The following is a 14,565-nucleotide window of genomic DNA, read 5'->3' on the forward strand; positions in this document are numbered from 1 at the left end:
GGGCTCAGAGCAGGTCGTCGTCCTCGGGCCGGGCGCGGCGGCGCAGCAGCCCGGTGACCCCGGCGACGCGCGACTGCGCCTGGTGCAGGGTCGCGATCAGCGGCCGGAGGTCCTCGTCGACGGTGCGGATGATGTCCGGGACCTTCTCCACCACCGGGTCGTCGAGCACCCGGCCCACTCGCTCGATCCCCGGCTTGAGCGCCCGCACCGGCTCCTCCAGCTCGCCGACCAGCTCCTCCAGCCGCTCGGCGGTGCGCTGGGCCGAGGCGATCGCCGACGTGGCCGTCGACGTCGCGGCGATCAGCTCGCGGACGGCGGCGTTGAGGTCGGTCAGCGTCCGGGGCAGCTGCGCCAGCGCCTCGGTCTGGGCCTGCAGCGCGGTGAGCAGCTCGGTGAGGCCGGGGATCTTGGGCATGCCCAGGCGGAAGGGGTCCACGACGGCAACCGTCGTCCCCCGGGCACGGGCCCCGCAACTGCAGCGGGCCTACAGCGCCCGGAGGATGTCCTCGACGCGCTCCCGGGCGTCGCCGAAGAGCATCCGGGTGTTCTCCCGGAAGAACAGCGGGTTCTGCACGCCGGCGTACCCGGTGCTCATCGACCGCTTGAAGACGACGACGTGCCCGGCCTCCCACACGTGCAGCACCGGCATCCCGGCGATCGGGCTGCTCGGGTCCTCGGCCGCGGCCGGGTTCACCGTGTCGTTGGCGCCGATGACGAGCACGACGTCGGTCTTGGCGAGGTCGTCGTTGATCTCGTCCATCTCCAGGACGACGTCGTAGGGCACCTTCGCCTCGGCCAGCAGCACGTTCATGTGCCCGGGCAGCCGGCCGGCGACCGGGTGGATGCCGAACCGGACCTCCACGCCCTTGTCGGTGAGCGTGCGGGTGAGCTCGGCGACGGCGTTCTGCGCGTGCGCCACCGCCATGCCGTAGCCGGGCGTGATGACGACGCTGTCGGCGTCGCGCAGCAGCTGCGCGACCTCCTCGGCGGTGACCTCGGTGTGCTCGCCGTCGACGTCTCCGGAGGCCGCCGTGCTGCCCTCGTTGCCGAAGCCGCCGGCGATGACCGACAGGAACGAGCGGTTCATCGCCTGGCACATGATGTAGGAGAGGTAGGCACCCGAGGAGCCGACCAGCGCGCCGGTGATGATCAGCAGGTCGTTGTCGAGCAGGAAGCCCGAGGCCGCGGCCGCCCAGCCCGAGTAGCTGTTGAGCATCGAGACGACGACCGGCATGTCGCCGCCGCCGATCGAGGCGACCAGGTGCCAGCCCAGCGCGAGCGCGAGCACGGTGAGCCCGGCGAGCACCGCCAGCCCCGGGGAGACGACGAAGACGACGGTCAGCACCGCGAACACGGCCAGGGCGCCGAGGTTGAGCGCGTTGCGGCCCGGCAGCATGAGCGGGTTGCTCCTGATCCGCCCCGACAGCTTGAGGAACGCCACGATCGAGCCGGTGAAGGTGACCGCGCCGATGAAGACGCCGATCGCGACCTCGGCGGAGTGGATGCCCACCGGCAGGCCGAGCTCCTCGGCCTCGCCGGCGGGTGCGCCCTCGACCGACAGGTACCCGTTCCAGCCGACCAGCACGGCGGCCAGGCCGACGAAGCTGTGCAGCAGCGCGATGAGCTCGGGCATGCCGGTCATCTCGACGACGCGCGCGCGCCAGAGGCCGATGGCCGCGCCCAGCGCCATGGCGACCGCGATCGCCGCGACGGCGAGCGCCTCGCCGTTGCGCCAGGCCAGGCCGATGGTGGCGACCAGCGCGATCGCCATGCCGGCGATCCCGTAGGCGTTGCCGGTCTTGGCGGTCTCGTGCCGCGACAGCCCGGCCAGGCTCAGCACGAACAGCAGGCCGGCGACGATGTAGGCCGCCGACGCGGCGGTGGTGGCGGTCATGGGGTCAGGCCCTCCGGAACATGCCGAGCATGCGGCGGGTCACCGCGAAGCCACCGAAGACGTTGATGCTCGCCAGCAGCACGGCGAGGAAGGCGAGCACCGTGACGACCGTGCTCACGTGGCCCAGCTGCAGCAGCGCGCCGACCACGATGATCCCGGAGATCGCGTTGGTGACGCTCATCAGCGGCGTGTGCAGCGCGTGGTGCACGTGCCCGATGACGTAGAAACCGACGACGACGGCGAGGGCGAACACCGTCAGGTTGCCGATCAGCTGGTCGGGGGAGGAGGCGGCGAGCAGGAACAGCAGCGCCGCACCCAGGCCGACCAGCGCGATGCGCCGGCCCGGACCGGCCGGGGCCGTGGGCACCGGTGGTGGTGACGGCGGCACGGCGACCGGTGCCGGGGCGGCCGACACCTGCACCGGGGGCGGCGGCCACAGCTTCTCGCCGGCCCGCGCCACGGTCATGCCCCGCACGACGACGTCGTCGAGGTCGAGGACCAGCTGCCCGTCCTTGCCCGGCGTCAGCAGCGTGAGCAGGTTGACCAGGTTGGTGGCGAACAGCTGGCTGGCCTGGGCCGGCAGGCGGGCGGGCAGGTCGGTGTAGCCGATGATCGTGACGCCGTTCGGCGTCGTCACCACCTCGTCGGGGACCGAGCCCGCGACGTTGCCGCCCTGGGCGGCGGCCATGTCCACGACCACCGAGCCCGGCTTCATGCTGGCCACCATGTCCTCGGTGAGCAACCGGGGAGCCGGGCGGCCGGGGATGAGCGCGGTGGTGATGACGACGTCGACGTCGCGTGCCTGCTCGGCGTACATGACCGCGGCGCGGGCGTTGAAGTCCTCGCTGGTCACCGACGCGTACCCCGTCCCCGAGCCGGTGCCGCTGCCGGCGGCCTCGTCCTCGGCGGCGGGGACGCCCACGTACTCGCCCCCGAGCGAGCGGACCTGCTCGGCGACCTCGGGGCGGACGTCGGTGGCCCGCACGATCGCGCCCAGGCTGCTGGCCGCGCCGATGGCCGCCAGCCCCGCCACGCCGGCGCCGGCGACGAACACCTTGGCCGGCGGCACCTTGCCGGCGGCGGTGACCTGGCCGGTGAAGAACCGGCCGAAGGCGTGCGCGGCCTCCACGACGGCGCGGTAGCCGGCGATGTTGGCCATGGACGAGAGCACGTCGAGCGACTGGGCCCGTGAGATCCGGGGGACGGCGTCCATCGCCAGCGCGGTCACCCCGCGGGCGACCAGCGCGTCGAGCAGGTCGGGGGAGAGGGCCGGGGCCAGCAGGGAGACCAGCACGGCGTCGGGGCGCAGCAGGTCGATCTCGTCCGGCGTCGGGGCGTTGACGTGCAGGACGACGTCGGCGCCCCACGCGTCGGCGGCCGGGCCGATCCGCGCGCCCGCGGCGACGTAGGCCTCGTCGGGGCAGTCGGCCCCCGCACCGGCGCCGGACTGCACGAGGACGTCGTGGCCGAGCGCGCACAGCCGGCCCACGCTCGTGGGGGTCGCGGCGACTCGCGTCTCGTTGCGCCGGGTCTCTGCGGGGACACCGATGAGCACGCGCACTCCAAGGACAACTCGGGCCGGCGACCGTGCCGGCGGGCCTGGCGTGGTGCAGCGGGGGAGGTGGCTGACCGCACCCCGTGCTGCATCGTGGCAGGCCCCGGTGACGCACCGTGCGCCGGGAGCCCGATCGTGACCTGGATCGCACCCGTCCGGCACCGTGACGTCGGGACCCCGGAGACGGCCGCGGCCGGCGTCCCCGAGGAGGGGACGCCGGTCGCGGCCGGTGGTGCGGGGTGCCTAGCGCGCGCGGGTGTAGGGCGCCCCCAGCGGGTCGACCGTCGGGTAGCCGTCGACCTTCTCGGCCAGGCGGGCCGCGGCCCAGTCGCCGTCGCCGAGCACGTGGTCGATCGCGGTGAGCCGGCTGGTGTAGTGCCCGACCGAGTACTCCGCGGTGACGCCGATGCCGCCGTGCAGCTGGATGGCCTCCTTGCCGACGTGCCGGCCCGCGCGGCTGGTCTGCAGCCGCACGCGGTCGGCCGCGGCGACGACGTCGCCGCCGGTGTCGGCCACCATGCTCGCCCACAGCGCGGTGCTGCGGGCCAGCTCCACCGACACGTACATGTCCGCCGCGCGGAAGGTCAGCGCCTGGAACCGGTTGAGCGTGACCCCGAACTGCTTGCGGGTCTTGAGGTACTCGGCGGTGGTCCGCAGCGCCGTCTCCATCGCCCCGACCGCCTCGTTGCCGTAGGCGATCCGGGCCAGCGACTGGGCCCGCTCGACGTCGGCGCCGCGGTCGGTGCGGCCCTCGCCGAGCAGCTCGGCCGGGGTGCCGGCGAAGGTGACGTTCGCGGCGCGGCTGCCGTCGTGGGAGCGGTAGCCGGTGCGGGTCAGGCCCTCGGCGTCGCCCTGCACGAGGAACAGCGCCGTCGCGCCGTCGACGACGGCGGACACCACGAGCACGTCGGCGCGGGCGCCGGCCAGGACCGGCTCCTTGACGCCGGTCAGCCGCCAGGTGCCGCCGTCCTCGGTGGCGGTCACGCCGCTCGCCGAGGTGCTCCACCGGCTGCCCGGCTCGGCGAGCGCTGCGGCCAGCACGCTGCTGCCCTCCGACAGGGGACCGAGGACGGCCTGCCGCTGCGCGGCGGTGCCCACGGCCGCGACCAGGCCGCCGGCCAGGACCACCGACTCGACGAACGGCTCGGGCGCGAGGACCCGGCCCATCTCCTCGGCCACGATGCCGACCTCGATCGGGCCGGCGCCCATGCCGCCGTCCTCCTCGGCGAAGGGCAGGCCCAGCACCCCCATCTCGGCCAGCCGGGCCCAGGTCTTCTCGTCGAAGCCCGGGTCGGTGGCCACCGTCTGACGGCGGGTCTCGGGGTCGCCGTAGGCGCGCTGCAGGAGGCCGCGCACGGCCTCGCGGAGGTCGTTCTGCTCGCTGTCGTACTGGAAGTCCACGGGTTACCTCACAGCCCCAGGATCGTGCCGGCGATGATGGTCCGCTGGACCTCGTTCGAGCCGCCGTAGATGGAGACCTTGCGGTAGTTCAGGTACTCCGGCGTGGCCACGCGGGCCCAGTCGGGCACCTCGGAGCCGCCGTCGGCGAACGAGGCCAGCGAGAGCGGGCCGGCGATGTCGACGATCAGCTCGGTGGCGGCCTGCTGCAGCTCCGAGCCGCGCAGCTTGAGCACCGACGAGGCCGGGTGCGGCTTGCCGTCGGCGGAGTTGGCGACGACGCGCAGCGCAGTGAGCTCGAGCGCGACCAGCTCGTTCTCCAGCTCGGCGATCCGCGCGGTCAGCCGCGGGTCCTGCGACAGGGGGCGGCCGTCGACGCGGATCTCGCGGGCGAAGCCCTTCGCCTGGGAGATCATCTTCTTGGTGGCGCCGACGCGGGCGATGCCGACGCGCTCGTTGCCGAGCAGGAACTTGGCGTAGTCCCAGCCGCGGTTCTCCTCGCCGATGAGGTCCTCGGCGGGGACGCGGACGTCCTCGAAGAACACCTCGTTGACCTCGTGGCCGCCGTCGAGCAGCTCGATCGGCCGCAGCGTGACGCCGGGGGTGTCCATCGGGAAGACCAGCATCGAGATGCCGCGCTGCCTCTTCTCCGCGGTCGGGTCGGTGCGGACCAGGCAGAAGATCCAGTCGGCGTGCTGGCCGAGCGTCGTCCACGTCTTCTGGCCGTTGACCACCCAGTCGTCGCCGTCGCGGACGGCGGTGGTGCGCAGCGACGCGAGGTCGGAGCCGGCGTCGGGCTCGGAGAAGCCCTGGCACCACCAGATGTCGAGGTTGGCCGTCCTGGCCAGGAAGCGCTCCTTCTGCTCCTGGTTGCCGAAGGCGGCGATGACCGGGCCGATCATGCTGGCGTTGAAGGCCAGGGGCTCGGGGACCGAGGCCAGCTGCATCTCCTCGCGCCAGATGTGGTGCTGCAGCGGCGTCCAATCCCGGCCGCCCCACTCGACCGGCCAGTGCGGCACGGCCAGGCCGGCGGCGTTCAGGATCTGCTGGGTCCGGACGTAGTCGTCGCGGCCCACGTGCCGGCGGGCCGCGACGGTGTCGCGGATCTCCGCGGGCACCTGGGTGGTGAAGAAGGTGCGCATCTCATCCCGGAAGGCCTCCATCTCCGGGGAAAGCTGCAACCGCATGGGACCTCTCTCCTGACGGCAGCAGTGCCGTCTCGACGTGTGCCCCGACGATCCCACACTTGTTACCGGGGAGTAGACGCGGCTCTCCGGCCGTCGGCGAGGCGGACGGGCGGGCCCGGGCCGCCGGTCGCACCCCGTCGTGGCCGGGGTGGCGCCGGGACGCCGGCCGGGCGCCGGGCAGGATGTCCCGCCGGGCCGGGTCGCCGGTCCGCCCGGCCCGTCCCGACAGGAGTGGTCCCCGCGTCCCGTCCGACCCCGCCAGCGCCGGGTGCCGTCCTGGCCGCCGAGCGGCTGCTGCTGGCCGCCGTCCTGCTCACCGCGTTCAACCTCCGCGGCGCGATCGCCGCGGTGGGGCCCGTGCTGGGCGACGTCCGCGCCGACCTCGCGCTCTCGCCGGCGGCCGCCGGGCTGCTCACCACCCTGCCGGTCCTGTGCTTCGCGCTGCTCGCGCCGGTGTCGGCGGCACTCGGCCGCCGCGTGGGAGCCGGTCCGGCGGTGCTCGGCTCGCTGCTGCTCCTGGCCGTGGCGCAGGGACTGCGGGTCCTCGACGGCCCCCCGGTGCTGCTGGCCGGGACGTTCCTCGCCGGTGCGGCCATGACGGTGGGCAACGTGCTGCTGCCGGCGGTCATCAAGGCCGGCTTCGGCCGGCACGCCGGCACGGTCACCGGGCTGTACACGGCCGGACTCGTCGCCGGCGCCGCCGCCATGGCCGCGGTCACCGCGCCGCTGGCCGCCGTGCTCGGCTGGCGCGGCGCGCTCGCCGTCGAGGGCGTGCTCGCCGTCGTCGGCGCGGGCGTCTGGTCCGCGGCCACCCGCGGGCGCGGCGACCTGCTCGGCACCGCCGGCCCGGCGAGTGGTCCCCCGGCCGGGCGGGCGCGGCTGTGGCGCTCGTCCACCGCCTGGGCGGTCACCGTCGTCCAGGGGCTGCAGTCGGCGCTGTACTTCTCGCTCACCGCCTGGCTGCCCACGGTGCTCGCCGACCGCGCCGGCACCGACGTCACCACCGGGTCGCTGGCCGCCTCGCTGTTCCAGGCGACCGGGATCGTGGGGAGCCTGCTCGTGCCGGCCCTCGTCGCCCGGCGGCCGGGGCAGACCGGGCTGGCGCTGCTGGTGGCCGCGCTGTGGCTGGTGCCGGTGACCGGGCTGCTCGCCGCTCCGGGCGCGTGGCCGGCGTGGGCGGCGGTCGCGGGGGTGGCGCAGGGGGCCGGCATCGGGCTGGCGCTGGTCCTGGTGGTGCTGCGCTCGGGTGACCCGGTCACCGCTGCGCGGCTCTCGGGCATGAGCCAGCTGGTCGGCTACTCCGTCGGCGCCGCCGGGCCGGTCGTCGTCGGCGCGCTGTCGGGACCCACCGGCGGCTGGACCGCGCCGCTGCTCCTCCTGGCGGCGCTCGCCCTCGGGTTGGCCGTCGCCGGCGTGCTCGCGGCCCGGCCGGTGCAGATCAGCTGACCCGCACCCGATGGCTCAGGGCAGCGGGACGACGTCGGCCAGGACGCCGCCGTCGGGGGTGAGCCGCCGGGGCGCCGGGCTGTCGTAGACGACCAGCAGCCGGCCCTCCCGCGCCGGGCCGATCAGCCCGATGCCCTCGGCGTGGTCGTCGCCGTCGCCGTGGGGGAGGGTCAGCTCGCGGGTGAGCAGCTCGCCGCGGACGACGGTCGGCGCCTCGACCGCGCACCCGCCGTGCCACCGGTAGACGTACACCGGCCCGTCGAGGTCCATGGTCGGCCCGGCCAGCACCAGCAGGTCCTCGCCCTGGGGGCACAGGTCGCGCACGCCCAGGCCGGCCAGCCGCAGGACGTGCTTGCGGTAGCGGCAGCCGTCGGGGAAGCGGCGCAGCCGCAGCCGGGTGGGGTCCTCCGCGTCGACCTCCGGCCGCAGCTCCAGGACGACGGCCCAGCCGCGCAGCACCGGTCCCCGCAGCCCGAGGTACACGCGCTCCCCGGAGACGGCGATGCCCTCGACGTCGAGGCCGTTGTCCTTGCCGGGCAGGGGCAGGAAGGGGCCCAGGTGCTCGTCGTCGGCCAGCAGGTCGCGCAGGTCCCTGCCCCGCGTGCCGAAGACGGCGGCGCGGGTGCCGGCGCCGTCGTCCGCGACCGGCGTGGGCAGGCCGTCGACGTCGACCACCGGGATCCGCACCAGCACCTGGCGGCGGGGCTGCCCGGTCACCCTCGCCAGCCGGCGCAGCGCCTTCTCGCCGTCGTGCTCGTCGCGGATCCGGCGGCGGCGCAGGCTGTGCGACCCGACGGCCCAGAGCGCGTCGCCGGTGCGGGCGATCCCCTCGATGTCGGCCTCCTCCTCGGCGCCGGAGCCGCTGCCGCCGGGCAGGGGGACCAGGTCGGTCAGGGAGAAGCTCGTCTGGTCGCCGTAGCAGGTGGGCGCGGACGGGTCGTCGGCCACCAGTCGCTCGATCGTGGCGGTCTCGTCGCCGGCCACCCACAGCACCGGGCCGTCGCTGCGGACGGCGGAGAGGTTGGTGTGCGTCGCGCTCTGCCGGGCCGCGGAGCCGAACCGGAGGGTCACCGTGCGGGTCGTGGTCACGCCCGCGCACTGTGGCACGGCCGGCGCCGGGCCGGGGGGCCGTCGTGCGCCGTACGGTGCGGTATGGATCTCGTCTGTCCCAAGTGCCAGGGCGCGATGCGCACCTACGAGCGCAACGGCGTGCACGTCGACCAGTGCAGCGAGTGCCGGGGCATCTTCCTCGACCGCGGTGAGCTCGAGCGGCTCATCGACGCGGAGAACTCCTGGCACGGCGCCGCGGCCGGCACGCAGCACGCCCAGCAGCCCTACGGCGCGCCCCAGCACGACCGGTCCCACGGCGGGTCGTACGGCGAGTCGTACGGGCAGCCGCAGCACGGGGCGCAGTACCCGGCCGCGGGCGGCGCCGGGCTCGGGGCGGTCGTGAACGAGGTGCTCGGCGCGGTGGGGCGCAGCGGGCACTCCTCGCACGGCTCCTCCGGGCACAGGAAGCGCAAGGAGTCCTTCCTGTCCGACCTGTTCGGCTGACGCACCCCGCTCCGACGCCGGGGCGGGACAGGGGCGCCGAGCCGGCCGTCGTGCTCTGCCCACACCCGTGGGCAGAGCACGACGGCGCGCGACAGGACCCGCCCGCCCCCGGCGCCGGTACCGTCGCGGCCGTGGCGGCGCGGGAACTGGTCGTCCTCGGTACCGCCAGCCAGGCGCCCACCCGCACCCGCAACCACAATGGCTACCTGCTGCGCTGGGACGGCCGCGGCTTCCTCCTCGACCCGGGTGAGGGCACCCAGCGGCAGATGCTCCTGGCCGGGGTGCCGAGCAGCGCCGTCCACCGGGTCCTCGTCAGCCACTTCCACGGCGACCACTGCCTCGGCCTGCCCGGGGTGGTGCAGCGGATGTCGCTGGACCGGGTCCCGCACCCGGTGGTCACCCACTACCCGGCCTCGGGGCAGGCCTTCTACGACCGGCTGCGGCACGCCAGCGTGTTCGCCGACCTCGCCGACGTCCGGCAGGGGCCGGTCACCGGCGACGGGCCGCTCGCCGAGGACCCGGCCGGTGCCTGGGAGGCCCGCCGCCTGGACCACCCGGTCGAGTCCTTCGGCTACCGGCTGGTCGAGCCCGACGGCCGGCGCATGCTGCCCGACCGGCTGACCGCGGCCGGTGTGGCCGGGCCCGACGTGGGCCGGCTGCAGCGCGAGGGGTTCCTGCAGGTGGGCGGGCGGACCGTGCGGCTGGAGGACGTCAGCGCCCCGCGGCCCGGTCAGCGGTTCGCGTTCGTCATGGACACGCGCATGTGCGACGGCGTCCCGGTGCTGGCCGAGGGCGCAGACCTGCTGGTGATCGAGTCGACCTTCCTCGCCGAGGACGCCACGCTGGCGCAGCAGTACGGGCACCTCACCGCCCGCCAGGCCGCGCGGGTCGCCGCGCAGGCGGGGGTGCGGCGGCTGGTGCTCAGCCACTTCTCGCAGCGCTACGGCGACCCGCGCCGCTTCGAGGACGAGGCGCGGGCGGAGTACGACGGCGACCTCGTCGTCGCCACGGACCTGCAGCGTGTGCCGGTCCCCGCACGCCCGGTGCCGGCCGGTGGGTGACCGCGGGCGGGCCGCTGCGGCGGGCCGGGCGGCGGGGTAGCAAGGAGCGGTGTTCGACGGCGGAGGATTCGTGCCCGACTGGTTCGGGCTGCTGGGCCGCGAGGTGCTGCGCGAGCGGCGGGCCGCATTGATCGCCGAGGCCTGCGCCTGGAGCGTCGGCCTGTCCGACCGCCCGCACCACCTGCGCCGCCGTGGCCGGCTGGTGGCGACCGGCTCCACCATCGGCGACCGCGCCGCGACCGGGCAGTCGCTGTCGGGGGAGGAGGACGGCCGGCTCGAGCTCGGCGACGCCCGGCCGGGCAGCTTCCAGGACGCGCTCAACGCCGTCGACGCCGACGGGACCGTCTACGCCGACCGCTTCGACCGCGAGGTGATCGAGCCGTTCGTCCGCGAGACCTGCGTGCTGGCCGCCGACCGCGCCCGCCGGACCCGGCCGGGCCGCTGGGCCGAGCTGCTCGACGACCTCGGGGAGGACCCCGCCGACGTCGACGTCGACGTGGCCGCGGTCGTCCGCGCCGGGGAGTGGGAGGAGCCGCTGCGCACCGAGGCCGAGCACCTCGTGCTCGCCGCGCTGGGGGGCACGCCGCTGCTGGAGGTCGAGTCCGAGGGGCTGCCGCTGTCGCTGGTCCGCGCCGCCGAGGGCACCGCCCGGGCCGCGGCCGCGCCGGCGTCCCCGGCAGCCGAGCCGGACGAGGGGCTCTCCGGCGCGCTGTTCCTCGCGCTGGCCGCCGTCCGGGACGCCGGCCTGCCCTCGCCGGTGCCGCCCGGGGACGCCGGCCGGCTGCTGGCCGCGCTGGGGGAGCAGGGGCTGGAGCCGGACGAGGTCACCGGCGTCCTGGGGCACCTGCCGCTGGCACCGGGCACGGCGGAGCGGGTGTGCGACTTGCTGGCGCGGCTCTGACGGCCCTCCTGCAGGGGCCCGCCACGAGCTGGGGGTACCTCCCGCTCGCGGGGGACAGCCAGTGGTGCGGGGCAGGAGGTCCTTCCACTAGTACGGCAGGCCGGTGTAGTTCTCGGCCAGCTCGCGGGCGGCCGCCTCCGAGGAGCACACCCGCCGCAGCTGGGAGAGCTGCAGCTGGGCGTCGAAGGGGTCGCCGGTGGTGTGCAGCATCGAGGTCATCCACCAGGAGAAGTGGGTGGCCCGCCAGACCCGCGCCAGCGCCGTGTCGGAGTAGGCGTCGACCAGGTCGGTCTGCTTCTCCTGCAGCAGCCGGACCAGCGCGCGGGAGAGCAGGACGACGTCGGCGACGGCGAGGTTGAGGCCCTTGGCCCCGGTCGGCGGCACGATGTGCGCGGCGTCGCCGGCGAGGAAGAGCCGGCCGCGGCGCATCGGCGCGCTGACGAACGAGCGCATGGGCAGGATCGACTTCTCGGTGACCGTCCCCGTGCTGATCTCCCAGCCCTCCAGCGCGAACCGGGTGGCCAGGGCCGCCCAGATGCGGTCGTCGGACCAGTCCTCGATCCGCTCCGACGGGTCGACCTGCAGGTAGAGCCGCGAGACCGACGGCGAGCGCATCGAGTACAGCGCGAAGCCGTCCGGGTGCCAGGCGTAGATGAGCTCGTCGGTCGCGGGAGCGGCGTCGGCCAGGATGCCCAGCCACGCGAAGGGGTAGGTGCGCTCCCACAGCTGCTGCCCCCCGGCGCCCCCGGCCACCACCGCCCGCGACGGGCCGTGGAAGCCGTCGGTGCCGGCGACGACGTCGCACTCGAGCACCTGCGGCGTCCCGTCGGCGTCGGTGAAGCGGATGCGCGGGTCGTCGGTGTCGACGTCGTCGATCGCGACGTCGGAGACGTCGAAGTACAGCGGCGGGCCGCCGGCCAGCTGCGCGGCGACGAGGTCCTTGACCACCTCGGTCTGCCCGTAGACCCACACCCGGCGGCCGCACAGCTCGGGGAAGTCCAGCGTGTGCCGCACGCCGGGGTACTGCAGGTGGATGCCGCGGTGCTCGAGACCCTCGCGGTGCAGCCGGTCGCCCAGGCCGGCCTCGGTGAGGACGTCGACGGTGTTCTGCTCGAGGATGCCGGCGCGGATGCGGGCCTCGACGTACGCGCGGGACCGGTTCTCCAGCACCACCGAGTCGATGCCCTGCAGGGCCAGCAGCCGAGACAGCAGCAGGCCCGCCGGGCCGGCGCCGATGATCCCCACCTGGGTGCGCATGTGGCCGAGTGTGACCCCGGATACGTCCTGGCGGACAGCGTGCGCTCCCGCTCAGCGGAAGGGGATGGTCCTGGCCAGCGCCCGGCCGATGCCCCGGGCGGCGACCTCGAGCACCGGCACCAGCCGCGCCAGGTCGCGGCGGTGGCTCGGGACGACGATGCCCAGCGCCGCGGCGACCACCGGGCCGCCGGCCCGCTCGACCCGCACCGGGACGGCGACCGACGCGGTGCCCAGCGACATCTCCTCGGCCGTGCGCGCCCAGCCCCGGCGGCGGACCTCGGCCAGCTCCCGGGCCAGCAGCGTCGGGTCCACGACGGTGTGCCGGGTCGCCCGCTCCGGCGCGGCCAGGACCTCGGCGACGACGTCGTCCGGCGCCGAGGCGAGCAGCACCTTGCCCACCCCGGTGGCGTGCAGGGGCAGCCGGCTGCCCACCTGGCTGACCACCGGCACCGACTCGCGGCCGGAGATCCGCTCGACGTAGAGCGCGGACGGCCCGTCGCGGACGGCGAGGTGGACGGTGTCCCGGGTCGCGGTGTGCACGTCGAGCAGGAACGGCGCGGCCACCTGGCGCAGCTCCAGCTGCACGGGGGCGAGCAGGCCCAGGTCCCAGAGCTTGCGGCCGATCTCGTAGCGGCCGTCGGCGCGGCGCGACAGCGCCCCCCAGTCGGTGAGCTCGGCGAGCAGCCGGTGCGTGGTGGTCAGCGGCGTGCCCGAGCGCTCGGCGATCTCGGTGAGGGTCAGCCGGGGGGCGGCGGCGTCGAAGGCGTCGAGGACGGCGAGCGCCCGGGAGGTCACCGAGCGCCCGGGTGCGGCACTGCCTCCGGCCATGGCGGTCCTTCCGCTGGATGGGAGCGCGGGCTTGGGCAGCGTAGTCGGCCGGACGTACGTTGCCGGGTATGACCGGGACCACATCGGAGAGCCGGCTGATCCTGCCGCGCTACCTGCGCGAAGCGGCCGAGGTGCGGACGCCCGTCGGCTTCCCCGACTACCGCAGCACCGCGCTGCGCGCGCCGCTGCGGACGCCGGTTGACCTGGCGCACCGGCTCACCGAGGTCACCGGCCCGGTGCTCGGCGAGGACCGGGTCCGACCCGAGGACGCCGACCTGACGCTGCGGCTGGGCGGCGAGGCGATCGGCCAGCGGATCCTGGTGTACGGCCGGGTGCTCGACAGCGACGGCCGCCCGGTGCCCGGCGCGCTGGTGGAGGTGTGGCAGGCCAACGCCGCCGGCCGCTACCGGCACCTGGCCGACGACTGGCCGGCGCCGCTGGACCCCCACTTCGACGGGCTGGGCCGGGTGGTCACCGACAGCCTGGGCCGCTACGAGTTCCTGACCGTCAAGCCCGGCGCCTACCCGTGGGGCAACCACCACAACGCGTGGCGCCCGGCGCACATCCACTTCAGCCTGTTCGGCCGCGCGTTCACCCAGCGGCTGGTCACCCAGATGTACTTCCCGGACGACCCGCTGTTCGGCCAGGACCCGATCTACAACGCGATCCCGCCGGCCGCGCGGCACCGGGCGGTGAGCCGCTACTCCCTCGAGCGGACCCAGGACAACTGGGCGCTGGCCTTCGAGTGGGACATCGTGCTGCGCGGCCGGGAGCAGACGCCCTTCGAGACCGAGGACGACGGAGACGTGGCGTGACACACCCCGACCTGCTGGACGTCCCGCCGGACCCGGCCGTCCCCTTCCAGCCCCGCTCCGGGCGGCGCGGCACCGGCTTCCTCACCGAGCCCCTCCGGCTGGGCACCACCCCCAGCGCGACCGTCGGCCCCTACCTGGCCATCGGGCTGACCTGGGCCGACGGGGCCTGGGCCGCCGCCGAGGGGACGCCGGGGGGCGTCTGGATCCGCGGCCGGGTCCTCGACGGCGCGGGCGACGTCGTCTCCGACGCGATGGTGGAGACCTGGCAGGCCGATCCCGAGGGCCGCTTCCCCTCGCCGGAGGACCCGCGCGGTGCCTCCACCCACCCCGGCTTCCGCGGCTACGCCCGCGCCTCCACGGTCACCGGCGAGTTCGCCGTGTTCACCCTCAAGCCCGGCCGGGTGCCCGACGGCCGGGGCGGCCTGCAGGCGCCGCACGTCGACGTCTCGGTGTTCGCCCGCGGCCTGCTCGACCGGCTGGTCACGCGCGTCTACTTCGCCGACGAGGCCGAGGCCAACGCCTCGGACCCGGTGCTGTCGGCGCTGCCGGAGGACCGGCGGGACACCCTGATCGCGACGCGGACGGACGACGGCTACCGCTTCGACGTCCACCTGCAGGGCGACCGCGAGACGGTCTTCTTCGCGATCTGACCCGGCTGGCTCCGTGCGG

At 75.3% G+C, this 14,565-nt stretch carries 14 protein-coding genes; 6 read left to right on the forward strand and 8 right to left on the reverse strand.

The features are described 5' to 3' along the window. Positions 1–4: 4 nt before the first annotated feature. The 5 genes from ACWIZO_RS18150 to ACWIZO_RS18170 form a co-directional block, all read right to left on the reverse strand. Positions 5–436 (reverse strand): hypothetical protein, encoded by a 432-nt coding sequence (locus ACWIZO_RS18150; protein WP_448639043.1) that lies wholly within the window; start codon positions 434–436, stop codon positions 5–7. A 48-nt stretch (positions 437–484) separates the two neighbouring features. Next, a complete protein-coding gene (gene pntB, locus ACWIZO_RS18155; RefSeq protein WP_448639044.1) occupies positions 485–1,894 on the reverse strand; it encodes a Re/Si-specific NAD(P)(+) transhydrogenase subunit beta in 1,410 nt (469 codons plus the stop codon). 4 nt (positions 1,895–1,898) lie between these two features. After that, on the reverse strand, positions 1,899–3,449 hold the full coding sequence (locus tag ACWIZO_RS18160; protein WP_448639045.1) for a Re/Si-specific NAD(P)(+) transhydrogenase subunit alpha: 1,551 nt from the start codon (positions 3,447–3,449) through the stop codon (positions 1,899–1,901). 243 nt (positions 3,450–3,692) lie between these two features. Further along, entirely contained in the window at positions 3,693–4,850 is a 1,158-nt protein-coding gene (locus tag ACWIZO_RS18165) for an acyl-CoA dehydrogenase family protein (protein ID WP_448639046.1), read from the reverse strand. Between the two features lie 8 nt (positions 4,851–4,858). Then, entirely contained in the window at positions 4,859–6,034 is a 1,176-nt protein-coding gene (locus tag ACWIZO_RS18170; RefSeq protein ID WP_448639047.1) for an acyl-CoA dehydrogenase family protein, read from the reverse strand. A gap of 231 nt (positions 6,035–6,265) precedes the next feature. Here ACWIZO_RS18170 and ACWIZO_RS18175 point away from each other — a divergent pair, with 231 nt between their 5' ends. Next, positions 6,266–7,480 carry an MFS transporter gene (locus tag ACWIZO_RS18175; RefSeq protein WP_448639048.1) on the forward strand — a complete coding sequence of 405 codons (1,215 nt, stop codon included), beginning with the start codon at positions 6,266–6,268 and terminating at the stop codon, positions 7,478–7,480. A 15-nt stretch (positions 7,481–7,495) separates the two neighbouring features. On the opposite strand, the gene ACWIZO_RS18180 is transcribed toward ACWIZO_RS18175, so the two are convergent. Continuing rightward, a complete protein-coding gene (locus tag ACWIZO_RS18180; protein ID WP_448639049.1) occupies positions 7,496–8,569 on the reverse strand; it encodes a DUF3616 domain-containing protein in 1,074 nt (357 codons plus the stop codon). A 63-nt stretch (positions 8,570–8,632) separates the two neighbouring features. Between ACWIZO_RS18180 and ACWIZO_RS18185 the strand changes: the two genes are divergently transcribed. The 3 genes from ACWIZO_RS18185 to ACWIZO_RS18195 all read left to right on the forward strand — a co-directional run bounded on the left by ACWIZO_RS18185 (position 8,633) and on the right by ACWIZO_RS18195 (position 10,996). Continuing rightward, complete coding sequence (locus ACWIZO_RS18185; RefSeq protein WP_448639050.1) at positions 8,633–9,034, forward strand: TFIIB-type zinc ribbon-containing protein; 402 nt, start codon at positions 8,633–8,635, stop codon at positions 9,032–9,034. A gap of 131 nt (positions 9,035–9,165) precedes the next feature. Continuing rightward, entirely contained in the window at positions 9,166–10,095 is a 930-nt protein-coding gene (locus ACWIZO_RS18190; RefSeq protein ID WP_448639051.1) for a ribonuclease Z, read from the forward strand. A gap of 70 nt (positions 10,096–10,165) precedes the next feature. Beyond that, entirely contained in the window at positions 10,166–10,996 is an 831-nt protein-coding gene (locus ACWIZO_RS18195; protein ID WP_448639052.1) for a hypothetical protein, read from the forward strand. A gap of 87 nt (positions 10,997–11,083) precedes the next feature. On the opposite strand, the gene ACWIZO_RS18200 is transcribed toward ACWIZO_RS18195, so the two are convergent. Both ACWIZO_RS18200 and ACWIZO_RS18205 read right to left on the reverse strand, forming a co-directional pair. Further along, on the reverse strand, positions 11,084–12,253 hold the full coding sequence (locus tag ACWIZO_RS18200; RefSeq protein WP_448639053.1) for a 4-hydroxybenzoate 3-monooxygenase: 1,170 nt from the start codon (positions 12,251–12,253) through the stop codon (positions 11,084–11,086). 51 nt (positions 12,254–12,304) lie between these two features. Next, complete coding sequence (locus ACWIZO_RS18205) at positions 12,305–13,081, reverse strand: IclR family transcriptional regulator (RefSeq protein WP_448639054.1); 777 nt, start codon at positions 13,079–13,081, stop codon at positions 12,305–12,307. Between the two features lie 68 nt (positions 13,082–13,149). On the opposite strand from ACWIZO_RS18205, the gene pcaH reads away from it, so the two are divergent. After that, positions 13,150–13,896 carry a protocatechuate 3,4-dioxygenase subunit beta gene (gene pcaH / locus ACWIZO_RS18210; protein ID WP_448639055.1) on the forward strand — a complete coding sequence of 249 codons (747 nt, stop codon included), beginning with the start codon at positions 13,150–13,152 and terminating at the stop codon, positions 13,894–13,896. After that, the gene (gene pcaG, locus ACWIZO_RS18215; RefSeq protein WP_448639056.1) at positions 13,893–14,546 is read left to right on the forward strand and encodes a protocatechuate 3,4-dioxygenase subunit alpha; all 654 of its coding nucleotides are present in this window, start codon (positions 13,893–13,895) and stop codon (positions 14,544–14,546) included. The genes pcaH and pcaG overlap by 4 nt, the downstream gene beginning before the upstream one ends. Positions 14,547–14,565 lie beyond the last annotated feature (19 nt).

The organism is Geodermatophilus sp. URMC 63, assembly GCF_053502565.1.

Bases quoted from the DNA above. Each gene is read 5' to 3' on its own strand.
- ACWIZO_RS18170 (WP_448639047.1), bottom strand. From the start codon at position 6,034: ATGCGGTTGCAGCTTTCCCCGGAGATGGAGGCCTTCCGGGATGAGATG.
- ACWIZO_RS18185 (WP_448639050.1), top strand. From the start codon at position 8,633: ATGGATCTCGTCTGTCCCAAGTGCCAGGGCGCGATGCGCACCTACGAG.
- pcaH (WP_448639055.1), top strand. From the start codon at position 13,150: ATGACCGGGACCACATCGGAGAGCCGGCTGATCCTGCCGCGCTACCTG.
- ACWIZO_RS18200 (WP_448639053.1), bottom strand. From the start codon at position 12,253: ATGCGCACCCAGGTGGGGATCATCGGCGCCGGCCCGGCGGGCCTGCTG.
- pntB (WP_448639044.1), bottom strand. From the start codon at position 1,894: ATGACCGCCACCACCGCCGCGTCGGCGGCCTACATCGTCGCCGGCCTG.
- ACWIZO_RS18205 (WP_448639054.1), bottom strand. From the start codon at position 13,081: ATGGCCGGAGGCAGTGCCGCACCCGGGCGCTCGGTGACCTCCCGGGCG.